Annotated in this window: 21 protein-coding genes and 2 tRNA genes; 13 read left to right on the top strand and 10 right to left on the bottom strand. The window is 38.0% G+C overall.

Annotated elements, in window-relative coordinates; genetic code table 11:
- Positions 1 to 212: 212 nt before the first annotated feature.
- On the bottom strand, positions 213 to 1787 hold the full coding sequence (locus B9A52_RS02010) for a tetratricopeptide repeat protein (RefSeq protein ID WP_084118728.1): 1575 nt from the start codon (positions 1785 to 1787) through the stop codon (positions 213 to 215).
- A 248-nt stretch (positions 1788 to 2035) separates the two neighbouring features.
- Between B9A52_RS02010 and B9A52_RS02005 the strand changes: the two genes are divergently transcribed.
- The 3 genes from B9A52_RS02005 (at position 2036) to B9A52_RS01995 (ending at position 5852) form a co-directional block, all read left to right on the top strand.
- Positions 2036 to 2521, top strand: coding sequence for a peptide deformylase (locus tag B9A52_RS02005; protein WP_084118727.1), 486 nt, complete (start codon positions 2036 to 2038; stop codon positions 2519 to 2521).
- 176 nt (positions 2522 to 2697) lie between these two features.
- Positions 2698 to 5517 carry a carbamoyl-phosphate synthase large subunit gene (gene carB / locus B9A52_RS02000; protein WP_084118726.1) on the top strand — a complete coding sequence of 940 codons (2820 nt, stop codon included), beginning with the start codon at positions 2698 to 2700 and terminating at the stop codon, positions 5515 to 5517.
- 77 nt (positions 5518 to 5594) lie between these two features.
- On the top strand, positions 5595 to 5852 hold the full coding sequence (locus tag B9A52_RS01995; RefSeq protein WP_084118725.1) for a DUF4834 family protein: 258 nt from the start codon (positions 5595 to 5597) through the stop codon (positions 5850 to 5852).
- 39 nt (positions 5853 to 5891) lie between these two features.
- Here B9A52_RS01995 and B9A52_RS01990 read toward each other — a convergent pair whose 3' ends face one another.
- Entirely contained in the window at positions 5892 to 9080 is a 3189-nt protein-coding gene (locus B9A52_RS01990) for a histidine kinase N-terminal 7TM domain-containing protein (RefSeq protein ID WP_084118724.1), read from the bottom strand.
- A 173-nt stretch (positions 9081 to 9253) separates the two neighbouring features.
- On the opposite strand from B9A52_RS01990, the gene B9A52_RS01985 reads away from it, so the two are divergent.
- The 6 genes from B9A52_RS01985 (at position 9254) to B9A52_RS01960 (ending at position 16757) form a co-directional block, all read left to right on the top strand.
- Positions 9254 to 9754, top strand: a complete 501-nt coding sequence (locus B9A52_RS01985; protein ID WP_084118723.1) for a hypothetical protein — start codon at positions 9254 to 9256, stop codon at positions 9752 to 9754.
- Positions 9755 to 9971: 217 nt separating this feature from the next.
- A complete protein-coding gene (gene clpB / locus B9A52_RS01980; protein WP_084118722.1) occupies positions 9972 to 12584 on the top strand; it encodes an ATP-dependent chaperone ClpB in 2613 nt (870 codons plus the stop codon).
- 171 nt (positions 12585 to 12755) lie between these two features.
- Positions 12756 to 12938, top strand: a complete 183-nt coding sequence (locus B9A52_RS26490) for a CPXCG motif-containing cysteine-rich protein (protein WP_084118721.1) — start codon at positions 12756 to 12758, stop codon at positions 12936 to 12938.
- Positions 12857 to 13510, top strand: a complete 654-nt coding sequence (locus B9A52_RS01970) for a pyridoxamine 5'-phosphate oxidase family protein (protein WP_084118720.1) — start codon at positions 12857 to 12859, stop codon at positions 13508 to 13510. Before B9A52_RS26490 ends, B9A52_RS01970 begins: the two co-directional genes overlap by 82 nt.
- Positions 13511 to 13667: 157 nt before the next feature.
- Positions 13668 to 14237 (top strand): Pycsar system effector family protein, encoded by a 570-nt coding sequence (locus B9A52_RS01965; protein WP_084118719.1) that lies wholly within the window; start codon positions 13668 to 13670, stop codon positions 14235 to 14237.
- Positions 14238 to 14351: 114 nt separating this feature from the next.
- On the top strand, positions 14352 to 16757 hold the full coding sequence (locus B9A52_RS01960; RefSeq protein ID WP_084118718.1) for a TonB-dependent receptor: 2406 nt from the start codon (positions 14352 to 14354) through the stop codon (positions 16755 to 16757).
- A gap of 123 nt (positions 16758 to 16880) precedes the next feature.
- Here the strand turns inward: B9A52_RS01960 and B9A52_RS25340 are convergent.
- From B9A52_RS25340 to B9A52_RS01940, 5 genes are all read right to left on the bottom strand, one after another.
- Positions 16881 to 16974, bottom strand: a tRNA-OTHER gene (locus B9A52_RS25340).
- Positions 16956 to 17216, bottom strand: a complete 261-nt coding sequence (locus B9A52_RS01955) for a GIY-YIG nuclease family protein (protein WP_084118717.1) — start codon at positions 17214 to 17216, stop codon at positions 16956 to 16958. The genes B9A52_RS25340 and B9A52_RS01955 overlap by 19 nt, the downstream gene beginning before the upstream one ends.
- Positions 17217 to 17264: 48 nt before the next feature.
- Positions 17265 to 17338, bottom strand: a tRNA-Ala gene (locus tag B9A52_RS01950).
- A gap of 215 nt (positions 17339 to 17553) precedes the next feature.
- Positions 17554 to 18174 (bottom strand): recombination mediator RecR, encoded by a 621-nt coding sequence (recR, locus tag B9A52_RS01945; RefSeq protein WP_084118716.1) that lies wholly within the window; start codon positions 18172 to 18174, stop codon positions 17554 to 17556.
- A gap of 12 nt (positions 18175 to 18186) precedes the next feature.
- On the bottom strand, positions 18187 to 18480 hold the full coding sequence (locus tag B9A52_RS01940) for an ATP-dependent Clp protease adaptor ClpS (RefSeq protein ID WP_084118715.1): 294 nt from the start codon (positions 18478 to 18480) through the stop codon (positions 18187 to 18189).
- A gap of 53 nt (positions 18481 to 18533) precedes the next feature.
- Between B9A52_RS01940 and B9A52_RS01935 the strand changes: the two genes are divergently transcribed.
- On the top strand, positions 18534 to 19976 hold the full coding sequence (locus tag B9A52_RS01935) for a sodium:solute symporter (protein WP_084118714.1): 1443 nt from the start codon (positions 18534 to 18536) through the stop codon (positions 19974 to 19976).
- 1 nt (position 19977) lies between these two features.
- On the opposite strand, the gene B9A52_RS01930 is transcribed toward B9A52_RS01935, so the two are convergent.
- The 3 genes from B9A52_RS01930 to B9A52_RS01920 form a co-directional block, all read right to left on the bottom strand.
- Positions 19978 to 20343, bottom strand: a complete 366-nt coding sequence (locus B9A52_RS01930; RefSeq protein ID WP_084123352.1) for a helix-turn-helix domain-containing protein — start codon at positions 20341 to 20343, stop codon at positions 19978 to 19980.
- A gap of 111 nt (positions 20344 to 20454) precedes the next feature.
- Positions 20455 to 20790, bottom strand: a complete 336-nt coding sequence (locus B9A52_RS01925; RefSeq protein WP_084118713.1) for an MGMT family protein — start codon at positions 20788 to 20790, stop codon at positions 20455 to 20457.
- The gene (locus tag B9A52_RS01920) at positions 20780 to 21511 is read right to left on the bottom strand and encodes a mechanosensitive ion channel family protein (protein WP_172805154.1); all 732 of its coding nucleotides are present in this window, start codon (positions 21509 to 21511) and stop codon (positions 20780 to 20782) included. The genes B9A52_RS01925 and B9A52_RS01920 overlap by 11 nt, the downstream gene beginning before the upstream one ends.
- 200 nt (positions 21512 to 21711) lie before the next feature.
- Between B9A52_RS01920 and B9A52_RS01915 the strand changes: the two genes are divergently transcribed.
- From B9A52_RS01915 to B9A52_RS01905, 3 genes are read left to right on the top strand one after another with little or no spacing between them, the layout of a single operon-like run.
- A complete protein-coding gene (locus B9A52_RS01915) occupies positions 21712 to 22389 on the top strand; it encodes an SDR family NAD(P)-dependent oxidoreductase (protein ID WP_084118711.1) in 678 nt (225 codons plus the stop codon).
- A 15-nt stretch (positions 22390 to 22404) separates the two neighbouring features.
- Positions 22405 to 23091, top strand: coding sequence for a head GIN domain-containing protein (locus B9A52_RS01910; RefSeq protein ID WP_084118710.1), 687 nt, complete (start codon positions 22405 to 22407; stop codon positions 23089 to 23091).
- Positions 23088 to 23543 (top strand): nuclear transport factor 2 family protein, encoded by a 456-nt coding sequence (locus tag B9A52_RS01905; protein ID WP_084118709.1) that lies wholly within the window; start codon positions 23088 to 23090, stop codon positions 23541 to 23543. The genes B9A52_RS01910 and B9A52_RS01905 overlap by 4 nt, the downstream gene beginning before the upstream one ends.
- Positions 23544 to 23709 lie beyond the last annotated feature (166 nt).

Here is a 23709-nt window from a genome sequence, read left to right as displayed (position 1 = left end):
CCTCTGCTTCCTTCTTCCCATTCACACTTTTGGCCTTCTCGTTGTCCGAAGCCTGTGTCTTCGTGACGCTGAGTCAGGCGTTTGTAACGCCCTTTTCCCGGAAAACAAATCAAGGTAGAAGTGCTATCCCTTAGGGATTTGAGTGGAAACAATCACATAGGCAGTGGGACCTTTGAGGTTTTTTTCTAAACCTCGAAGGTCTTTTTCTTGGTTCAAAGAACAGCCTGTTGCTTCAACAATTCCTCTGCTACTTTCTTCCCCTTTACACTTTTTATCCGATTTGGAGCTAATTTCAAGGCTGCTTCATATTGTTGAATTGCCTCTTCAGGTCGACCATTGGCCACCAAAAATTCTGCATATAATTCATGGCTTGGTTTTACAATTGTTGGAGGTCCTGCCGCCGAACCGACTTCATTTTCCAATGCGGTTGCTTTTAGGAAATAGTTTTCCCCATCTGAAGGATCTCCCTTTTCCCAAGCCAGTAAAGCTTTCAGTTCAAGTTCCATGGTTTCAGCAATCTTCAGATCTCTAGGAGTTGTGTTTTCACTGCTTGCTCCGCCACTGCTGCATAGTGCCATTCCTGCATCCAGACTGATGGTTTTGGCAGCGGCCTCTCTTTCTTCTTTCATGACTAGGAGAGTTGATTCTACCTTTTCAAAATCTTTATCATGAAATGCTTTCAAGGCATGGACAAATCTGTCCCTGCTTTTGACAGCGATGTTAAAACCGGAATAATCCGATTCCAAATTTATCATGGGATTGTCCCAATCTTCCGTTTCCACAAAATAGGTGGTTTTCATGTAGGACTGATGCTCATGGGTATAGACGGATGGGGATTCTTTGGTATAAAAAACCACATCCTCCAATAATTTTTTGGCTTCATCGAATTTTTCTTGTTGCAGATAGCCATACTGCAGCCATTGAAAAGAATGAAGCCCTAAAGCACCGTAATCAAGATTTTTTCTTTCCTTTCTGTTGACGCTCGCCTGAAATGAGGCTACATTGGAACTGACCACCTCATCCCACATACCTAGCGAAAGGTAGATATGGCTTGGCATATGTATAGCATGAGCCGCATCAGGGGCTACTTTGGCATAAATATCGGCTGCTTTTTTTGCTTGATGGGCATAATTGGGTTCATCATTGGCGTGAATATAATAATGGACAGCACCCGGATGCTCAGGATTTCTATCCATAACCTCCTTGGCCAAAGATGCTGCTTTTTGATAAACCTCCATATCACTGATATAGGGTATAGAACCCATTAATGCAAGGGAATAAAAGACAGTAACTTCATCATTTTCAGGGTATTTATGGTAGAGTTCTCCTAAATATCTGGCATAGGCATTATCTCTTTCCACCTTGTTTCCTTCGCCATAAAGGATTTCAATAGCCGTAAGAAAATCTTTTTCAATTTTTGTTTTGGCTTTAGACAATCTTTCTTCCCGGGTATCACCTAGTTTGCTAAGTGCCACATTTCCTTTATTATAATCCTGTTCCTGCCAAATCGGATGATTGTGTGCCATAGCTTCACCCCAATAAGCCATCACGCATTCAGGATCTTCTTGTTGGGCTTCCTCAAAAGCCTCCAAAGCATCCTTATATTCAAAACTATGCATCAATAAAAGCCCTTTTTGGAAGGCTTCCTGGGCCTTTGGTTTACCGCTTATAGGAAAATCCAAGTTTCCCAAGGAACTTCCTGAAGGAGCTTTAGGCTGGCAAAAAGTAAAAGCAAAAACGCTGATACCTATCAGAAATAATTTTATCAATGGAGTGTCATGTTTCATTGGTGCTTTTGTCTGGTGGAAAGAAATTATAATTTAAACAAAATCAATGGTTTATAAAAGAAATCCCTACTTGTATTGTTTCTGGTTCATAAACTCAAAGGAAATTCCATTCATTAATTAACCGATGATCAAAAATATTTATGGAATTGTTGGAGATTGATTTATATAGGGTCAGAATAATTCAAATTTCATTTGCCTTTGATATATGGAAATGCTGTGATTGGCATCAATATTCCTAATAATTAAACATGAAGACAACTGACGATATACTTAAACTAGGTGATTCCAGACTATATGAAACCTGCGAACCTGTCCAAAGGGGAGAACTTCCTCTTGTCCAAACTTGGGTAAATGACCTGCATGAAGCCATGGAAGATATCAGGGCCCGATATGGTTTTGGCAGGGGAATAGCCGCACCTCAATTGGGGATCATGAAAAGGTTGTTTTACCTAAATCTGGACAAACCCTATATCATCATCAATCCTGAAATCAAACATCCAAGCCAAGAATTATTTGAGCTTTGGGATGATTGTATGAGTTTCCCAAATCTATTGGTGAAAGTAAAAAGACATCAATCTTTGACCTTGGAATATTTGGATGAAAACTGGGAAAAGCAATCCTGGAAGGTTGAAGGAGCAATTTCAGAACTGGTCCAACACGAATATGATCATTTGGAGGGTATCTTGTGCACTATGCGGGCAATAGATGACAAATCATTTAGATGGAAGTCTTGAAACCTCTTAGGAACCATCAAGTTTATGAAGGGTTTGGGAAATCAAACAACATCACCACCATTAATTTGGGTTCAAGCCTCCCTTTTTCAAAGCTTATCGGGGCTACTTAAATTTATTTCCCTATTTTTGCACCAATTTAACCGGAAGTAATTAAACCATTTAAAACCTCATTTAGAATGCCTAAGGATACCAGTATCAAACACGTTCTCATCATCGGCTCAGGTCCAATCGTTATCGGTCAAGCTTGCGAATTTGATTATGCAGGTTCCCAAGCCTCCCGTTCGCTCAGGGAAGAGAGCATCAAGGTAACCTTGATCAATTCTAACCCTGCCACGATTATGACAGATCCCGTGACGGCTGACAACGTGTATTTGCTGCCATTGGATAAGAAGTCCATCATCAAAGTCCTTCAGGACCATCCGGACATTGATAGTGTACTTCCCACGATGGGCGGTCAAACTGCTCTAAATCTGGCCATTGATTGTGATAAAGCAGGTATATGGAAGAAATTTGGAGTCCGAATGATAGGAGTGGATATAGATGCCATTGATACTGCTGAGAACCGGGAAAAATTCAAAGCATTGATGGAGAAGATCGGTGTTGGAGTTTGTAAAGGTAATACAGCTACCTCCTTTCTTCAGGGAAATGAAATAGCCCAGGAAATCGGTTTTCCACTTATTATTAGAGCTTCCTATACACTTGGCGGAGCAGGTGGTAGTTTTGTTGAAAAGGCGGAGGATTTTGAAAAAGCATTGGTTGCTGGCTTGCAGGCATCCCCGGTCCATGAAGTATTGATTGAGAAAAGTATATTGGGTTGGAAGGAATACGAACTGGAAGTAATGCGGGATAATATAGGTAACATGATTGTTATCTGTTCTATCGAGAATTTTGACCCAATGGGAGTGCATACTGGCGATTCAATTACCGTGGCCCCAGCCATGACATTGCCGGATACTGTGTATCAACGCATGAGGAATTATGCCATTACCATGATGAACAGCATCGGGACCTTCGCTGGCGGATGTAATGTTCAGTTTGCGGTAAGTCCGGACAATTCAGAAATCATCGGTATTGAAATCAACCCGCGAGTTTCTCGTTCTTCGGCTTTGGCTTCCAAAGCAACAGGATACCCGATTGCAAAAGTAGCTGCAAAATTGGCAGTAGGCTATAATTTGGACGAGCTTAAAAACTCTATTACCGGTACTACTTCTGCATTTTTTGAACCGGCCATTGACTATGTCATTGTGAAAGTTCCCAGGTGGAATTTTGATAAATTCAAAGGATCGGACCGCCGTTTAGGTCTTTCCATGAAGTCAGTAGGCGAGGTAATGGGAATAGGAAGGAATTTCCAGGAAGCACTTCAAAAAGCCTGTCAATCTTTGGAAATCAATAGAAACGGGTTGGGTGCTGATGGAAAGGAACTCAAAAATCAGGAAGCTATTCTCTATAGTTTGGCCAATCCAAGTTGGAATAGGCTCTTTCATATCTATGATGCTTTCAAGCTAGGTATTTCCTTCAGAACCATTCATGATTTGACTAAAATAGATAAATGGTTTTTGAGACAGATCGAGGAGCTGATCCATGTAGAGAAAGAAATCGAGAAATATAAATTGGATACCATTCCCCGTGATTTGATGGATTTAGCCAAAAAGAAAGGCTATGCAGACCGGCAGATAGCCCATCTTTTGGATTGCTTGGAAAGTGAGGTTTTTGATAAACGATATAAAGAAATGGGAATCAGACGGGTTTACAAACTTGTCGATACCTGTGCAGCAGAATTTGAAGCGCTGACACCCTATTATTACTCGACCTTTGGAGAAGAAAACGAATCCATTTCTTCCAATAAAAAGAAAGTTGTAGTACTTGGATCCGGACCCAATAGAGTAGGACAGGGAATAGAATTTGATTATTCCTGCGTACATGGTGTTTTGGCGGCAAAAGAATGTGGCTACGAAACCATCATGATCAATTGTAATCCTGAAACTGTCTCCACAGACTTTGATATTTCGGACAAATTGTATTTTGAGCCGGTTTTCTGGGAGCATATTTATGAGATTATTCTTCAGGAAAATCCTATTGGAGTTATTGTCCAATTGGGTGGACAGACAGCGTTGAAAATAGCAGAGAAGCTGAACAAATATGGGATTAAAATCGTAGGGACCAGTTTTGAAGCGTTGGACTTGGCTGAAGATAGAGGCAGATTTTCGACCCTATTGAAAGAGAATGAAGTTCCCTATCCTGAGTTCGGAACTATCCACAACACTGACGAAGCGCTGGAGCTCTGCAAAATCATCGGGTTTCCTTTATTGGTCAGACCTTCCTATGTTTTGGGCGGACAAGGAATGAAGATTGTCATCAATGAAAAAGAATTGGAGGAACATGTAGTGAATGTCCTAAGGGATATCCCCAACAATGAAATCCTTTTGGACCACTTTCTGGAAGGTGCTATAGAAGCTGAGGCGGATGCCATTTGCGACGGTGAAAATGTCTATATCATCGGAATCATGCAACATATAGAACCAGCAGGAATTCATTCCGGAGATTCTTATGCCGTATTACCTCCCTATAATTTGGGTGATTATGTCATGCGTCAGATTGAAACTTACACCAAAAAGATTGCACTTGCTTTGAGAACTGTCGGGCTGATCAATATTCAATTTGCCATCAAAAATGACAAGGTTTATGTAATCGAAGCGAACCCAAGAGCCTCGAGAACCGTTCCCTTTATCTGTAAGGCTTATCAGGAGCCTTATGTAAATTATGCCACTAAGGTGATGCTCGGGGAGAAAAAAGTGACTGATTTTGAATTCCATCCAGTTAAAAATGGTTACGCTATCAAAGAACCTGTTTTCTCTTTCCACAAATTCCCCAATGTCAACAAAGAATTGGGTCCTGAAATGAAGTCCACGGGTGAAGCCATCTATTTCATTGACGATCTGATGGATGATTATTTCTTGAAGATTTATTCCGAACGAAACCTATATTTAAGTAGATAATTAATTTCAGACTTGAGACATGAGACATGAGACATAAGACAGTCTCACGTCTCATGTCTCACATCTTACATCTAAACATGGGATTTATATTTAAATTTCTTTTGATTGCAATTGCCATATCTTGGATATTTTCCAAGCTATTGCAGTTTTTTTTGAAAAGTAAGTTGAAGCAGTTTGTAGACCATGCAAATAACCTCAAGCGTGAGGACGATCTGCGGAGGAAACCTAATGATGGGAATATTAATGTTGACCACATTCCCCAGGAATATCAGAAAAAAAGGTCTAAGGAAATCAAAGGCGGAGATTATATTGACTACGAAGAAGTAAAGGAATAAACCTAAGGTTACTAAAAAATAAAATTCTTATTTGGAATGTTATCCTATAGATTCCAATTCATTTTTCAGTGAGGTTATTATTCTGTCTAATTCCTCATAGGCATTCTTAAAGACCTCATTGCTGCTTTCTTCCAAACTGTTCAGGTTTTCAATTGCTGAGGAATATGTAGTGAGTTCCTTAAAATCCAGATTCAGGCCTACACCTTTTAATGCATGTCCTGTTTGCTTTACTGCATGAAGATTTTTTTCTTCCTCACTGCTTTTAAGTTTATCCCTTAAAATGTTAATATTTTCATAACTGACTTCAAGTAACTCCTTAAAAAAATCAGGATCAGAATCTCTATATTCCTCCAGTTTGTTAAGGGAGATTTTGGTATCCAGTGGAGAAACTACCGGTATTTCTGACTTCGGTCCCAAATATTTTTCGATCATTCCTGAAATGTCAGATACCAAAACGGGTTTGCTCAAATAGTCATCCATACCTGCATCCAAGCACCTGGAGGTTTCTCCTTTTATAGTGCCGGCAGTGAGCGCAACTATGGGGACTCTATGATCCGTTTCCTGAAGCCGGATGTGTTGGGTTGCTTCATAGCCACTCATTTCCGGCATCTGAATATCCATAAAAATCATATCCGGTTTTTCTTTGGTATATTGGGAAACAGCCTCAATCCCGTTATAGGCTTCGCATATAATAGCTGAAGGCAAGATGCTTTTCACAATAGATTTAGCCAATAACATATTGACCGGATTGTCATCTACCAGTAAAATTTTATGGGAAAATTCAAAAGACTTTTGTGGAGTTGATACCTTGGCTTTGGGTTCTTCGGGTGTAACTTTTTGGGTTACTGCTATATTGGAAGAAAGCGGAATATCAATTTTAAATTTAAATTCACTTCCTTTTCCCACTTCGGTTTCCAATACCAATTTGCTATCCATCAGTCCCAACAGCTTGCTGCAGATGCTTAGTCCGAGACCAGTTCCGCCATACTTTCTTGTTGTAGAATTATCTTCTTGTGCAAATGCCTCAAAAATTACTTTTTCTTTTTCTTTTGATATCCCGATTCCGGAGTCAATCACAGAGAAAGACACAGACTGAAAATCAGTGTTTTTTGAGGTATCTCCCACCCCTTTTATACTCAATTCTATATGTCCTTTGGGGGTGAATTTGGCTGCATTGCTCAGTAGATTAATAAGAATCTGTTTTAATCTTGTAGTATCCACAAAAGCAAATTCTGGAAGCGACTCATCCATTGTGAGAATAATATCAAGATTTTTTTCTTTTGTAATGGGCTGGATGATTTTAAGGGTTTCCATTGCCAGGGATCTTAAATTTGTCCATTCAGGGTTTAATTCAAGTTTTCCCGCTTCAATTTTTGAAAAATCAAGGATGTCATTGATAAGGTCCAAAAGTAAATTTCCTGATTGAACAATGGATTTAAGGAATCCTTTTTGATTTTCATCTAAATCTGTCTTCATCAAAAGGTCCGAAAATCCTATAACTCCATTTAAAGGAGTTCTGATCTCATGGCTCATATTTGCCAGAAATTCGGATTTCGCCACACTTGCTTCTTTTGCCTGCTCCATAGAGTCGATGAGTGTTTTTTCCATCGTTTTTCTTTCTATGGCATTGGATATACTGTCCGCGAAACTGATCAGCAAGGCCGTTTCAGCTTCACTCCATACCCTTTCGCGGGTACAATCATCAAAACCCACGTAACCCCAAAAATAATCCTGTACATAAATTGGGATCAAAAGGATTGACAATATATCCTGACTTTCCAGCAATTCTTTCAATTCAGGATCATTGTCGATCTGAGACACTACAGCATGATATGGCCTGTTTTTTAACATGGCTTGTGTTCCTTCACCAAACAAGCCCACGGGCAATCCCCGCAAATCAGGATTGTCTATCTCAGCAGGCACTCCCAAAGCGCTCCATTCAAATCTTTGGGAACAGAAAATATTTCCCTCTTCATCTTGAAAATTTTCAAATAAATATGCCCTATCCACTCCGGCGCCATCTCCGAGCAGTGCAATTGCTTTCTGCGTAGCCTTGGGGAAATCCTGATTGGAAAGCAACTCTTTTGTGGCATAAGCAATGGAAGTCAGCATTTTCTCATTTCTGATCAAATTGCTGTTTACATTTTTAAGTGCGATTTCATTTGCTTTTATAATGTTTTCTATCGCCTTCTGTTCTGTTATATCTCTTAAAAACAGGTATTTAAAATGGGAAGAATCTGAATTTTGGTTACCTCCATTGTCAATGTTTTTTAAGTAGGCTGAAAATGTTTTATTCTCAGAAGGCAAGTCTATTTCCACTCTTTTTTCTGCTATTTCTGAAGATAATAATACCTGTAACTCCGGACAGATTTTAATTAATTGATCTATTCTAGTAATGCCTAACTCGGTAAAATTTGAAATGAATGTGTTTGCGGCAAGGTTCATCGCAACTATTTCCCCATCTTCATTCAGTATCAAAACACCATCTGAAAGTTTTTCGAAAATTGTTTTAAATGCGATCGGACTTGCGATAAATAACTGATGTTTGAATAAGGCCCAGAAAATAATCACTCCGGCAATTCCCAAAAGAAAAGGTACCGGATCCAAGCCAAAAGGATAAAATCCGAAAACCACAAAAAGATAGGCTATCCAAGGAACAAAACTACCAAACATCATGATCATAACTTGTTTTTGGTAGACTTTAGGGACTGAAAAAAACATTCTCAGAAGCAGGACATTCGCTGTTAAAATCAAGATAGAATTATAGCCTGCATATAACCAATGGAAAATACCTCTTTCAAGTGTAATGGAAATAAAATATGAATTGTCAGCAGCTGAAATATCGCCGTAAAACAAGTGGTGATAGTCATTGGTAAACAAAATGACCAGGAATAGGAATGATATCCCAAACATGGTTATGATCCATATAGGGTTGATATATTTAGCTTTATCAGAATATTTCAGTGTAAATAACAAAAGTAGCGGGGCTATGAATACTCCTCCAAGAAATTCAAGCTTATAGAAAAACCCGATAGTACCCGGGTCTTTGGTCATGAGTTCAATACTGTAAAAATAGGAATATAAAAAAGATGCAAACATCAGGTATGAGAAATACCTTTCTCCCTGTAAGTTTTGTCTTTTGAAAGAAAAAATTGTCAGGGTAATAAAGAGAAGGCTTACCAAGAAAGCCGGGATGCCGTAGGGATTGAGATAGAATTCGAAATTCATGCTTGACTTTTAATAAAAAGATAAAATTCTGCCATTTTCTGAATTAAGGTGGTTTCAGCAAAGTAAAAATAATTGTTTTGTTATCTAAAAAAAACTAAATGGCATCAAATAAAGAGAAAACAAAATTGGCCTTATCTAGAGGATAAATTATATTTGATGAAAAATAAGTGAAAATGAAGGTATATCAGCTGATAATTATAACAATGCTTGTGATTAATATGCCAATTTATGTTTTGGCGCAAGAAAGTGTTTCGCAAAACAAATCTGAGCAGATTCAAGAAAAAGTAACTCCCAAGGAAGAAAAAAGGATTTTAGCCCAGCAAAAAGCCGAAGCTCAAGCCGTTGAAAAAGAGAAAAAACTTAAGGACGCTGAATTGAAAGCTGAACAAAAAAGGATCAATAATTTGGCTAAAGCTCAAGAGAACTTTGATAAAGCATTGACAAAAAAGCAACAGGCAGAAATTAATTTTGCAAAGGAAAATCTGAAATATGAGAAGGTCAAACTAAAAGGTAAAGCTACGGAAGCTGATTTGGCCAAATTCGAAATGAACCTTAAGAAATTTGAAATTGCCATATCTCAGGCACAGGCGGATGTAGACAGGTTCCAAAGAGATATACAAAGGTACACAATAGAAAAGGATGAAAAAGATAAAGGGGAAGAGGATGAAAATTGATTTTAATAATTAAAGAAAGATAAAGGTCATTATTCAATCATTGGGTAATGGCTTTTTTTATGTCAAAAAGTCTTGTTTTTTTAATTTGAAACTATTTTTTCAGACACAATTTCCGAATAAGTGTGGGTTTTGTATTTGGTAGAGCTTTTGATTAGAATCGAATTAATCCTGATTACTCAGGGTCCTTGAATAAGTAACTACATAACCAGAAATAGCCATGGATTTCAAACAATTCACCATCAAATCCCAGGAAGCAATCCAAAAAGCTGTCGAACTGACTTCAGCAGAACAGCAACAGGTCATAGAACCGGCCCATTTACTGAAAGGTATATTTTCTGAAGATGAAAATGTAACTGATTTTTTGTTTAAAAAGCTGGGGGTAAACAAAGGTCTGATTATTCAAAAAACAGATGAGATTATCAGCAATTATCCCAAAGTAAGTGGTCAGCAGCCCTATTTGTCTAATGCTGCAAACCAAGTGCTATCAAAGGCAAAAGATTATCTCAAGAATTTCGGGGATGAATTCATTGCCATAGAACATTTATTGTTGGCGATTTTGGCTGGTTCTGAAAAAACCGCCCAGCTTTTAAAAGACCAGGGAATGTCAGAGAAACCTCTGATTGAAGCTATCAAAGAATTAAGAAAAGGAAATAAAGTGACAGACCAGAATGCGGAATCAAAATATAGGGCTTTGGAGAAATATTCCAAAAACCTCAATGAACTTGCCAAAAAAGGTAAAATAGATCCGGTCATTGGCCGCGATGAGGAAATTAGAAGGGTACTTCAGATTTTGGCCAGAAGGACTAAAAACAATCCGATTTTGCTAGGAGAACCCGGAGTGGGAAAAACAGCGATTGTCGAAGGTCTTGCCCAAAGAATCATCAGTGGAGATGTTCCGGAAAATTTAAAATCCAAAATTCTGATTTCATTGGATATGGGTTTACTTGTGGCAGGTGCCAAATACAAAGGGGAGTTTGAAGAAAGACTCAAAGCTGTTATTAAGGAAGTGACTGATTCAGAGGGAGAAATAATTCTGTTCATTGATGAAATACACACCCTTATCGGTGCAGGTGGAGGTGGAGAAGGTGCGATGGATGCAGCCAACTTATTGAAACCAGCTCTTGCAAGAGGAGAACTCCATGCAATTGGTGCAACCACACTGAAAGAATACCAGAAATATATAGAAAAGGACAAGGCACTTGAAAGAAGGTTTCAGGCTGTAATGGTCAATGAACCTGATTCAGCTGATGCCATTTCTATACTAAGAGGTATAAAGGATAAATATGAACTGCATCATGGTGTCAGGATCAAAGATGATGCGGTCATAGCAGCAGTGGAATTATCCCAAAGGTATATTTCCGACAGATTTCTTCCGGACAAAGCGATAGATTTAATGGATGAAGCGGCAGCAAAACTGAGGATGGAAATAGACTCCCTGCCCCAGGAATTGGATGAACTCAATAGAAGAATCATGCAGTTGGAAATTGAAAGAGAAGCCATTCGAAGAGAAAACAATAAGGACAAAGAAACTGTCCTAAGCAAAGAGATTGCAGAGCTTTCTGAAAAAAGGCAAAATGTAAAAGCCAAATGGGAAAGTGAGAAGGCAGTTATTACAGGGATAAGAACGGAAAAGGAAAGTATTGACAGACTAAAACTTGAAGCTGAACAAGCTGAAAGAGCCGGTGATTTTGGTAAAGTAGCCGAAATCAGGTATGGTAAAATAGTAGAAGCGGAACAAAAACTTGATAAATATAAATCCCAATTGGAAGAAATGCAGCAAGGGTCACCGCTTCTGAAGGAAGAGGTTGACAATGAAGATATTGCGGCAGTGGTTTCAAAATGGACAGGGATTCCCCTTTCTAAGATGATACAGAGTGAAAGGGAAAAACTCTTACACTTGGAGGATGAACTGGGAAAAAGAGTTGCCGGTCAAAGAGAGGCAATCACAGCTATTTCAGATGCAGTAAGAAGGAGTAGGGCAGGGCTGCAGGATCCCAAGCGTCCAATTGGATCATTTATTTTCATGGGTACCACAGGAGTGGGTAAAACTGAGTTGGCAAAAGCCCTCGCTGAATATCTGTTCAACGATGAGAATTCCATGGTAAGAATTGATATGTCAGAATATCAGGAAAGACACGCCGTAAGCAGATTGGTAGGAGCGCCTCCGGGATATGTGGGATATGATGAAGGGGGGCAATTGACCGAAGCGGTCAGAAGAAAGCCTTATTCAGTGGTCTTGCTTGATGAAATAGAAAAAGCACATCCAGATGTTTTCAATATCCTTTTACAGGTTTTGGATGATGGACGATTGACTGACAATAAAGGAAGGATTGCCAACTTCAAAAATACGATCATAATCCTTACTACAAATATTGGTTCCCACCTGATTCAGGAACGTTTTGCGGAAATGGAGGAGTGGAACAAAGAAGAGATTCTTGAAAAAACCAAATCCGAGGTTTACGATTTGCTTAAAAAATCAGTAAGGCCGGAATTCTTAAACAGGATTGATGAAACAATAATGTTTGAGCCTCTCAACCGAAAAGTAATTCGTAAAATCGTGGATATTCAATGGAGAGAAATCCAACAAAGATTAGCAGAGTCAAACATTGAAATTGAAGCTACTCAAGAAGTTTTGGATTTCTTGGGACAAGTAGGGTTTGACCCTCAATTTGGTGCCAGACCCCTGAAAAGGACAATGCAGCGATTGATTCTCAATGAATTGTCCAAGCAGATTCTTTCCGGATACATCAAAAATGATTCTGCAGTTTTGGTTGATTTGGATGCCGAAAACCAGGTCTATTTCAAAAATATAGAAAGCGTGGAGGTTTAATTGATTTTAAATTGAAATTCCGATAAACAAAAGCACAGCGATTCCTGTGCTTTTGTTTTTAATACCCAATTGAGAGAAATTGGGCTTTTGCAAAATTGCTAACATGGAACAATAATTCAGTTTTGAAAACCATCTGGCTAAAATCAGGGTTTTAGTGTTATAATCTCAATTATGTTTGAACATTTCTTTAATTGTCCTTATTGCATGGCAGAAATTTCCATCCTTATTGACCCCTCAATCCGAACACAAAAATATATTGAGAATTGCGAAGTATGCTGCAATCCAATACAGGTTCAGCTCGAAATGGAAAATGGAACCCTTTTATATTTTCAGGCACTATCAATAGAACAATGATGCTTTTTTCGGCTGAAGATCCACTTGAAGATATTTTCCGGATTGTTAAAAATGAATTGCAAAGAGGGGCTTTAGATCCCATACATCCATTTAGATTTCTTTCCTTGGCTTCACATACAGATTCAGATATTGATGTGCGCTATGTGGTTTTGAGAAAGCTGGATGAAGAGATGAATCTCTTTTTTTTCACAGATTATCGATCCACCAAAGTAAGGCAGTTGAAAAACAAACCTGATGCAGCCCTTTTATTTTACCATCCTGGGGAAAGGGTACAAGTAAGGATAAAAGGAAAGATAGAAATCTATCATCAAAACGACATCAGCAGGTCTTTTTGGTCTACAATACAGGGAGATGCACAAAAGGCCTACAATGCTATCACACCACCTGGGGAAATTATTCCAGATCCGCGGACGGCGTATAATTGGCCGACAGAAATGGATGATAGATTTTTCTGTTTAATTAAAGTTATCCCTATCCATATTGAGGCTTTGCAAATTCATGGATTGAATCATATTAGGGTAGTTTTTCAAAAAAAGAAAGATAATTGGGAAATGGATTGGTTGGCACCATAATCATTTTCCAGTAAAGATGAAATTCTCCCTAAAAAAGAATATTTTTGGGCCATCAAAGGATTAGAGCAATAAGCTTATTTTATTTCAGCTCTATTTTAAACCAACGCTTGATTCATTGAATATATTTGTAAGTTAATTTTGAATAATTTGCCCGCGCATGCAAGAACAAGAAATTAAAAAAAAAGACAAAGATACTTCTGTAAGGGAGAGACAAACCTTTTTTAGGGTTACTTTTAAAAATAACTGTAATCTCCTTCAAATCGCAGATAACAAAGCAAATATGATTATCAGTATCAATGCTTTGGTGATTTCTTCAATAATTGCCATTGCGGGATATGGTACTATTTCGGATGAACTTGATTTGTATGGTTCGAAGCTGATTTTCCCCATCGTGTTGATTCTCCTGTCCTGCCTGATATCTACCGTGTTGGCTGTTCAGGCGGCCAAGCCAAAAATCATAAATAAAAATAAGGACCTTCAAAGCCGAGGTAAAGGAAGCCTGCTGTTTTTTGGAGAAGTGGCCAATTATTCCCTTGAACAGTACCTTCAAGAAATAGATAAGATTTTACCTTCCAAAAATGAGATCAATGAGCAAATGTCAATAGCTGTTTTTTACCAAGGGGTGGTTTTGAAGCGGAAATATAATATGCTCGGTTATGCTTATAATATCTTTTTGTTGGGGATAGTATTTGGAGTTTTGGCCTTTCTTGTCTATTTGTTTGCATAGGAGTTGGAAGGATTGAATTTTTGAATTTAGAATGAAGAAAAATAAAATTTTCTACGATTTCCGAAAACAAAAACTGCCTTTTTCTGATTTATTCCTTTAGGTTAATACACAATTATGAGAGTTTCCTTTATTAGTTTATTCCTTTCATTTATTTTTTTCAATCTACATGCCCAAACCGCAGAAGTCCGGGGTAGGGTTTTTAATGCGGTCAATAATGAAGGTATTCCTTTTGCCAATATCGTTGTTTTAGGTACAGACTATGGAACAGTTTCTGATGAAAACGGAAACTATGTGCTATCTGACCTCCCTCCAGGACTTTACAATATCAGGGCGAGTTTTTTAGGCTTTAGATCAAAAACTTTTTTTGAGATACAAGCCACGCTTGCAAGTGCCGTCCGTCTTGATTTTGATTTGAGAGAGGAAGCTGCTGAGTTGAGTGAGGTGACTGTTTCTGCGGAATTTACCCGATCTGACGAAACGCCGATTTCAGTCAGAAGACTAAATACAAATGAAATCGAGCGGTATCCTGGAGGAAACAGGGACATCAGTAGGGTAATCCAATCCCTTCCCGGTGTGGCGAGTACTGCAAGTTTTCGAAACGATATTATCATTCGCGGCGGGGCACCAAATGAAAATAAATTCTTCATCGATGAAATCGAAGTTCCGGTAATCAATCACTTTGCTACTCAGGGTTCTTCCGGAGGTCCAGTTGGTATCCTCAATGTAAACTTGATCAAAAACGTGGATGTTATTACAGGTGGATTTCCTGCTGATAGGATGAATTCACTCAGTTCGTTCTTTGAATTTCAGCTCAAAGAGGGTAGAAAAGATAAAATGTTTACGCAGATGACCCTTGGAGCGAGTGAACTTACCATTTCAAATGAGGGGCCTATCGGAGAAAAAACGACATATATTCTTTCTGCCAGAAGATCTTACCTACAATTTTTGTTCAGACAGCTGCAACTTCCTTTCTTACCTACTTTCAATGACTTCCAATTAAAAACAGTCACAAAACTGAATGATAAGACTGAATTGACTTTCATTGGCGTTGGAGCGATTGATCAATTTGCGTTGAATTTTGATGTTCCGGAAGATGAAACTGATGAAGAAAGAGAAGAAAGACTCTATACTTTGCAAAACCTACCAATTTCTTCTCAATGGAATTATGCCACCGGGCTGAAACTAAAAAGATTCAGAGAAAATGGATTTTGGACATTCATTTTGAGCAGAAATATGCTAAACAACAGGTCTTTCAAATATGCCGATAATGATAACAGTGATCCGCAGAATCTACTTTTTGACTACCTTTCTCAGGAAAGTGAGAATAAATTCAGGGCTGAAAATTCTATCTTCACAAAAGGTTTCAACCTGAAATATGGAGTAAATTATGAATATGCGAGATACTTTATCAGCGACTTTGACAGAAGTACTCTAGCAAATGAAGGTCAAGTGGTTAATGTCACTTCCACATCGTTTTTCCACAGCTATGGTGCTTTCGTTTCGGCAAGTAAATATTTCAACAATGAAAGACTACTTGTAACAGGAGGTATCAGAATGGATGGAAGTTCTTTTGGGGCCACTGCCGAAAACCCACTCAATCAGATAAGCCCAAGAGCATCCTTTTCATATCAATTGAAACCTAATCTGTTCTGGACTGGAAATGTGGGAATCTACTATCAGAAACCACCATACACTGCTTTAGGATATAGAAACAGTGATGGTCAACTTGAAAATCAATTGAACGACATCAGGTTTATTCAAGCCACCCACTTCATTACGGGATTTGAAAGAGTAATCCCTGAAAAAAACAGAAGGTTTAGTGTAGAAGGATTTTATAAGTTGTACGACAATTATCCTACTTCGATCAGAAACGGGATTTCACTTGCCAATCTAGGTGCAGACTTTGGTGTAATCGGCAATGAACCAGTTAATTCAGATTCTGAAGGAAGGGCTTACGGTTTGGAATTTTTGGCTCAGCAGCGTTTATTCCAAAACTTCTATGGGATAGCCTCCGTGACTTTGGTCCGAAGCGAATTTACAAACCCTAATACCGAAGGGTTTATTCCTTCCTCTTGGGATAATAGGTTTATTGTCAGCTTGACAGCAGGAAAAAGATTCGGAAAGAATTGGGAAATTGGTGCAAGGTGGAGATACCTTGGTGGAGTACCATTTACCCCCGTAGATGTAGAAACATCATCATTGAGAGAAGTTTGGGATTTAACCGGTAGGGCAGTGTTAGATTTCGATCAAATCAACGCTCAGAGATTGGCTGCCTTTAATCAACTTGATTTTAGGATAGATAAGCGCTACTTCTTCAATAAATGGAATTTAAACTGGTATTTTGATGTGCAAAACGCCTTGAATTTCCAAGCTCAACAGCCTCCCACCCTGATTCCGGTGAGGGAATCCGACGGAAGCATCAGAATTGATCCAAACGATCCTACAAGGTATCAGATGAGATTTATAGAAAATACTGCCGGAACCATCCTTCCGACTATTGGGATCATTGTAGAGTTTTAATTTCCTGAACTCAATTTCTCCAATAGAGATTTAAAAACTCCTCGGAAAATAGTGCCGCGAATAATTACTCAGTTTTAAAAAAATAGAAATAAAAAAAGACTTACAGGATCTGTAAGTCTAAAGTGGAGGATAACGGAGTCGAACCGATAGCCTGTCCCGAAGTATTTCGGGAACCTTCCCGCAGGCTTGCGGGACGCTCTAACCAGCTGAGCTAATCAGGAAATCGATGTATTTTCTACTTTTTTTCCTTTTGATCTGGATTTCTCTTTTTAGAGCATCTGACTTGGTCTGGAAATCTTCAATATATCTGATAGTCCACTCAGGCGCCCCTTTTTTTGTTGATGGAGTAGCACCTGAGTTATGATGCCTGAGCCTGGCTTCCAAATCATTAGTGGAACCAATATAGAACTGGTTGATTTTAGGAGAGTAAATGATATAGACAAAATATAGATCTTCCATAAAAATGGTATAAAATAAAAAAGACTTACAGGATCTGTAAGTCTAAAGTGGAGGATAACGGAGTCGAACCGATGACCTCTACACTGCCAGTGTAGCGCTCTAGCCAGCTGAGCTAATCCCCCATAATTTTTTTATGTGCCTCTAGCCATCCCGATAGCTATCGGGATAATCCCCCAAAGTTTCAATCTTTATATTCTCTAGCCATCCCGATAGCTATCGGGATAATCCCCCAAAGTTTCAATCTTTATATTCTCTGGCCATCCCGATAGCTATCGGGATAATCCCCCATTTGGGTTTGCAAATATAGAAAGCCTTTTGATTTGGACAAAGGAAATTATCAATCAGGAGAATATTTTACTCTGGTAAGAATACTTCTTCCCAAAGTTACTTCATCTGTAAATTCCAATTCTCCGCCTATTGGTATACCCCTTGCGATTGTGCTTACCTTTATCTGATGTTCATTTAACTTTCGGCTAATGTAGAATGAAGTTGTGTCTCCTTCCATGGTGGCAGGAAGTGCCATTATGACTTCTTTTACTTTTTCCTCAGCATGTGAATTAAGGATTCTATTTATCAAAGAATCAATCTTGAGTTCATCGGGGCCAATACCTTGAATCGGAGAAATAACTCCCCCCAAAACATGATAAAGTCCATTGTATTGGGAAGTGTTCTCTATAGCAAGTACATCAGGGATGTCCTCTACTACACAGATCAAACTTTTATCCCGTCTTTTCCCATTGCAGATGCTGCAGATTTCTGTATCCGATATATTATGGCAAAGGCTGCAATATTTAATATTTTTTCTTAATGCTGTGATAGCACCGGCAAGATCATCGCTGACAGATTCTTTTTGCTTAAGAAGATATAATGCTAATCTCATGGCAGTTTTTTTACCGATACCAGGCAATCTGCTGATTTCAGTTACTGCGTTTTCTATCAATTTGGAAGAATATTCCACGGGTATAAAAAATTATAAAACAGCAGCTTGAATACCTGCATCCAAAATTGCCTGACACATAGGTTTGAGTTTTTCTCTACTGCCCTTTTTCACTGCACATTTTCCTTTGTAATGTATGATCAAAGTGCATTGTTCGGCTTGTTCAGCGCTGTGTTGACAGACTTTGATCAGGACTTTGGTGACATGTTCAAAAGTATTGAAATCATCATTGAATACCACAAGTTCGCATTCCTCGATATCTATCAGCTCCTCGACCAAAACATCTTCTTCTTGAAGCATGGGATTTGAGTATGTATTTAAATTCATTTTGCAAATTTAATAATTATAGACAACTTAGCACAATTGACTTTAAATCATATATGGATTCAAATTTAGTTTTAATCGTCATAACATCATATTTTGTTCTATTGTTTTTGATTTCCTGGTTTACTTCAAGAAACGTATCAAAGGACACATTTTTCACAGGGGATAGGCAATCTCCATGGTTTTTGGTTGCATTTGGAATGATCGGGGCTTCCTTATCAGGAGTTACTTTTATTTCTGTTCCCGGTGAGGTAGGAAATACAAATTTTTATTATTTCCAAGTCGTTTTGGGATATACATTAGGTTATTTTGTAATAGCAAAGGTTTTATTACCACTTTATTACAAGCTAAATCTTGTTTCGATCTACGCTTATCTCGAAAGTAGATTTGGATTTTGGTCATACAAAACCGGTGCATTTTTCTTTATTTTGTCAAGAACCCTCGGATCTTCTATCCGTGTATTTCTGGTTGCGGGAGTTTTACAGCTAATTCTTTTTGACAATTGGGGGATACCCTTCTGGGTTTCGGTATTGATTACTGTTTCTTTGATATGGGTCTATACCCACAAAGGCGGGATCAAAACTGTAGTATGGACTGATACATTGCAAACATTTTTTATGCTTTCGGCCGTAGGAATCAGCATTTATCTGGTTGGAAAAGATTTAGGTATTTTGAAAATTTCTGAGTTTATCGGAACAATAGCTGCCGATTCAAGGTCTGAAATCTTCAATTGGGATTGGAAATCAGGAACCAATTTCTTTAAACAATTTGCTTCAGGGGCTTTTATAACAATTGTTATGACTGGATTGGATCAGGATATGATGCAAAAAAACCTGACTTGTCGGAATTTAGGTGATGCTCAGAAAAACATGTTTTGGTTTACCATTATTCTTGTTTTTGTAAATCTTATGTTTCTTTCACTTGGCCTTTTACTTTACCTATATGCCGAAACAAACGGGATTGCTTTACCGGTAAGGTCCGATGATTTATATCCTTTTTTGGCAACACAGCAATTTACTGCATTCGCAGGAATTGTCTTTGTCCTAGGGATTACTGCGGCAGCTTATTCCAGTGCCGATTCTACCTTGACTGCCTTGACTACCTCTTTTTGTTATGACTTTCTTGAAATTGAAAAGAGGTATGAAGTGGATAGGCAGATAACTGTTCGAAAACAGGTTCACATCTCATTCACTTTACTGATGTTTGTAGTGATCCTTGTTTTCCGATGGTTAAATGACCAAAGTGTAATCAATGCAGTATTTATAATTGCAGGCTATACCTATGGGCCATTACTGGGGCTATATTCTTTTGGATTATTTACAAAATGGCAAGTCAAGGATAAATTAGTTCCTTACCTTGCTGTAGCCGCACCTGTTTTGGCTTTTATCATCAGCCAGAATTCTGAAAAATTGCTATGGGGTTATAAATTTGGTTTTGAAATATTGATTCTTAACGGACTTCTTATGTTTACAGGGCTTTACTTGTTAAGAAAGCGATAGATCAAAGGTCCTGCTTGGCAATTAATTCATTAATCTTTTTCAGCCTGATAATATTATTTTCAAGGGTACTGCTGCTGCCATCGAGATCGACCAATATTGAAATCAATCCATTTGATTTCTTTTGGTTTTCAAAAGACTGATTGACTTTTGGAGATACTGAAATCAATTCTTGAACATCTACTTGGTACAAATCCGCCAATTTGATGGCATCTTCCATTTTAAGATTGGATCTCCCTTGTTCATACCTGGAATAGGCAGTATAATCTTTTTTACCTAAATATTCGGCAATGTATTCTTGGGTATATCCTCTTAAAACACGGTGCTTTCTAAGATTTTCTGCAATGTTACTTTTTAATGCTGTTTCCATAATCAAACGATTTTGTGAAATTGTTGCAAAAAGCATACATATTTGGCCGATTTTTAAAAAAAATGTTGATTTTTTTTCTACTTTCTTCTTTTTTGAAGCTAAAAAAGGTGTTTATTCATCTAATTTAAGTGAATTTGGATCCCAAAAGTGATTTTCAAAGTTTGTGATTTTATCTTCAATTACATTGATTCCCTCCAATTTCAGAAGCCTTTCCATTTCATTGGGATTTCCAAAATGGTGCTTTCCCGTAAGAAGTCCATTTCTGTTTACCACTCTATGTGCAGGAATGTCAACTTGGGAATGCGAAGCGTTCATAGCGTAGCCAACCATCCTTGCACCACTTTTCAGGCCTAGATAATTGGCAATGGCACCATAAGAGGTGACTTTGCCCTCAGGGATAAGTCTTACCACCTGAAAGACCAAATCGAAATAATTTTCATTTTTCATTCAGCAGGTTGATTAAAAAAAGATGTAGTTCTGATTCAACTTCTTTTGCGATGTTGACAGGAGTTTCCATTGATACTTTTAAAATCATGATTTCTTTTTGAATTGCCTGAAGGGAAAGGTTAAGAAAAGAAACCTCCTTTTTTGCTAATCTATCTGAAAAAGTCTGGTTTAAAAGTTCCCTTATCTTTGAGACTTCATATTTAAATCCTATGGGTAATTCCATCATGAATTCGATTTTTTTTTGATCCAAATGTTTGAAGTTGGTCACTTGGGTGTTCAAAATTAAGCTGTTGGGAATAATTGTCATATGCCCGTCCTCTTGTTTGACTACCACATTCAGCAGGGTAATATCCTCAATTACGCCCTGAGTCTCACCGATTCTTATGGTATCGCCCAATGAAAATTGATCCGTAAACATCATGATCAAACCATTTATCATACTGTTGACATAATCTTTGCTCAGAATAGCAATTGCTGCGGCAACGATTGTCAAACTTGTAAGGAATTCAAGAGGATGAATATCAAAAGCCAGCATCAAAGCAATGACAAAAACCAATGAATTTAGTATATTCGAAATCCATGAAATACCAAGAAGGAAGTTACCGTGAAACTTTTCATCTTTAGCTTTGCTTAAATATATTCTGGCCGTAATAAGTCTGCCTAAAGAAATAAGGATATTACCACCAAGCAAAAACAAAATAGCTTTGGATAAACTGTTCATTCCAGGGTAATTACTAAAAAATTCCTGAACGATTGGGGAAAATTTACTCCCAAAAAACAATACCAGATAAAGGAATAATTTAAGGAAAAAGATTCTTTTTTTCTTTGTCTCAGTACTTTTGAAAGGGGAAATATTGGTTTCCATGGTTAAAATAAATTATCGGAATCTATAAAAAGAATACAAACATAAAATAATTATTTATGGAACGGAATATTATTATCACCGGGGCTGCAGGAAACCTGGGAAAGGCTGTTGTGGAAAAATTCAAACGTGAGGGATATAGAGTCATCGCTACAATTCTACCGGAATCCGGAGAGGAAGTGGAAGAAGCAGATGATGTCTATGAGTTAGATGTCACTGATGAAAAAGCAGTATCGGCTTTTGCAAGTGAATATCACATGCAATATGGAGAAGTGGATGCCATTGCATTATTGGTGGGCGGGTTTGCTACCGGCGGAATAGAAGAAACAGGTTTAATGGACTTTGAAAAAATGTTAAAATTAAATTTTTATTCAACCTTCAATATGGTTAAAAACTTCCTTCCAGTTATGAAAAAAGCAGATTTTGGCAATTTTCTTTTTATCGGAGCAAGACCGGCATTGCAACCAAAAGACGGAAAAAGCGTTGTGGCATATGCTTTGAGCAAACGGTTGGTGGTAGAATTATCGAAGTTTGTAGCGGAGGAAACTGAGGGTTCTAAAATTAGGGCACATATTTTTGTGCCGAGTATAATCGATACTCCTCAAAACCGTGAATCTATGCCGGATTCAGATTTTTCCAAGTGGGTCAGTCCATTTGAAATAGCTGAGGCGATGCATTATGCAGTCAATAATCCTGCGCTTAGGAATACAACTTTCAAATTATATGGAGGCGTTTAACCAAATTTAATCAAAATGAAAAAATCAGCGAAACTCGTTTTAATGTTAGTAATTTTATTCGTTGGACTGGCCAAAGGTCAATCAGATACCGATACGAGAAAATTACGGGATTTTAATACCATCAAAGTTTCCAATTCGATCAAAGCTGAATTGGTAAAAGGTGATGAAAATCAGGTGACAATAAAAGTTTCCGGCATAGACGTTGGAAAAGTTGAAACGGCCGTTGTAGGTGAAACGCTTGAAATAAAATTGGCCAAAGGAAACTATAGAAATCCTTCAGTCACTGTGGTTGTGACTTATGTTGAATTGTTGGGTATAGAAGCCAATACAAGTGCCCGTGTTGTTTCTAAAAACCCCATAGTCGCCCGGGAAGCATATTTATCAGCTACAAACAGTTCTTATTTGGAAGCGGAAATGCAGTCAGATATATTACACATTACCGCTGCAACCAATGCTAGAATTTTTGTGAGTGGAAAAGCAGAAGAACTTAATATAAAGGCTTTCACCAATGCAGAAGTTGATGGGAAGAAGCTAACAGGTGATCAAGTAAATGTACAGGCAAATACTGCCGCAAATGTCAGTTTTGATGCGATCAATTCATTGGAGGGTTCTGTTGCCACAGCTGCTAAAGTTTTTTATGGCGGAAATCCGAAACAGTTGGATGTAAAATCAAGTACAGGAGGATCTATTCAGAAAAGATGAAAAAGCATTTAATACTATTATCGGGATTTTTGTTTTTCTTCATGACGCCATTGATCGCGCAGGAAGAAATTGCAGTAGAGCAGGTGATTGTCTCTCTTTTTGAAGGGATGAAAAATAAGCAAGAAGAATTATTGAGAAATGCTTTTCATCCTGATGCCATCATGCAGACAGTTGTCCATGCGGAATCAGGTTCAACAATTGCCTCCAATTCAGTTGCGGATTTTTTGAATAGAGTTATGAATACTCCTGAAGGCACTGTTCTTAATGAAAGGATCTTGGACTACCAGATTAAAGTTGACGGTCACATGGCAACCGCCTGGACTCCATTTGAGTTTTATGTCAATGATGTTTTCAGTCATTGCGGTGTAAATTCTTTTCAGCTGATCAAAACAATTGACGGGTGGAAAATCATTTATATTATTGATACAAGGAGAAAGAACTGTGGGATTTAGTGTTTAAAATTTACTAATATCTTTGAAATTCCGAGTATGTTTGAATAATAGAGGGTGTAATAGCATCCAGATACAGTAATACACCCAACCAATTCAAAGATTATTCTACACCTAATCAGGCTTATTGTGCCTCTGTTTTTAAAAGAAAATTATTAAAGTTCCAAGC

The sequence above is a fragment of the Aquiflexum balticum DSM 16537 genome (assembly GCF_900176595.1).
Taxonomy (GTDB): Bacteria; Bacteroidota; Bacteroidia; order Cytophagales; family Cyclobacteriaceae; genus Aquiflexum; species Aquiflexum balticum.
This window is presented reverse-complemented; position numbering and strand designations above follow the sequence as displayed.

Bases quoted from the DNA above. Each gene is read 5' to 3' on its own strand.
- B9A52_RS01935 (WP_084118714.1), top strand. From the start codon at position 18,534: ATGGATTCAAATTTAGTTTTAATCGTCATAACATCATATTTTGTTCTA.
- B9A52_RS01965 (WP_084118719.1), top strand. From the start codon at position 13,668: ATGCAAGAACAAGAAATTAAAAAAAAAGACAAAGATACTTCTGTAAGG.
- B9A52_RS01940 (WP_084118715.1), bottom strand. From the start codon at position 18,480: ATGAATTTAAATACATACTCAAATCCCATGCTTCAAGAAGAAGATGTT.
- B9A52_RS01915 (WP_084118711.1), top strand. From the start codon at position 21,712: ATGGAACGGAATATTATTATCACCGGGGCTGCAGGAAACCTGGGAAAG.
- B9A52_RS26490 (WP_084118721.1), top strand. From the start codon at position 12,756: ATGTTTGAACATTTCTTTAATTGTCCTTATTGCATGGCAGAAATTTCC.
- clpB (WP_084118722.1), top strand. From the start codon at position 9,972: ATGGATTTCAAACAATTCACCATCAAATCCCAGGAAGCAATCCAAAAA.
- B9A52_RS02010 (WP_084118728.1), bottom strand. From the start codon at position 1,787: ATGAAACATGACACTCCATTGATAAAATTATTTCTGATAGGTATCAGC.
- B9A52_RS01960 (WP_084118718.1), top strand. From the start codon at position 14,352: ATGAGAGTTTCCTTTATTAGTTTATTCCTTTCATTTATTTTTTTCAAT.
- B9A52_RS01930 (WP_084123352.1), bottom strand. From the start codon at position 20,343: ATGGAAACAGCATTAAAAAGTAACATTGCAGAAAATCTTAGAAAGCAC.
- B9A52_RS02005 (WP_084118727.1), top strand. From the start codon at position 2,036: ATGAAGACAACTGACGATATACTTAAACTAGGTGATTCCAGACTATAT.
- B9A52_RS01905 (WP_084118709.1), top strand. From the start codon at position 23,088: ATGAAAAAGCATTTAATACTATTATCGGGATTTTTGTTTTTCTTCATG.
- B9A52_RS01955 (WP_084118717.1), bottom strand. From the start codon at position 17,216: ATGGAAGATCTATATTTTGTCTATATCATTTACTCTCCTAAAATCAAC.
- B9A52_RS01995 (WP_084118725.1), top strand. From the start codon at position 5,595: ATGGGATTTATATTTAAATTTCTTTTGATTGCAATTGCCATATCTTGG.
- B9A52_RS01970 (WP_084118720.1), top strand. From the start codon at position 12,857: ATGCTGCAATCCAATACAGGTTCAGCTCGAAATGGAAAATGGAACCCT.
- B9A52_RS01985 (WP_084118723.1), top strand. From the start codon at position 9,254: ATGAAGGTATATCAGCTGATAATTATAACAATGCTTGTGATTAATATG.
- B9A52_RS01990 (WP_084118724.1), bottom strand. From the start codon at position 9,080: ATGAATTTCGAATTCTATCTCAATCCCTACGGCATCCCGGCTTTCTTG.
- carB (WP_084118726.1), top strand. From the start codon at position 2,698: ATGCCTAAGGATACCAGTATCAAACACGTTCTCATCATCGGCTCAGGT.
- B9A52_RS01920 (WP_172805154.1), bottom strand. From the start codon at position 21,511: ATGAACAGTTTATCCAAAGCTATTTTGTTTTTGCTTGGTGGTAATATC.
- B9A52_RS01910 (WP_084118710.1), top strand. From the start codon at position 22,405: ATGAAAAAATCAGCGAAACTCGTTTTAATGTTAGTAATTTTATTCGTT.
- B9A52_RS01925 (WP_084118713.1), bottom strand. From the start codon at position 20,790: ATGAAAAATGAAAATTATTTCGATTTGGTCTTTCAGGTGGTAAGACTT.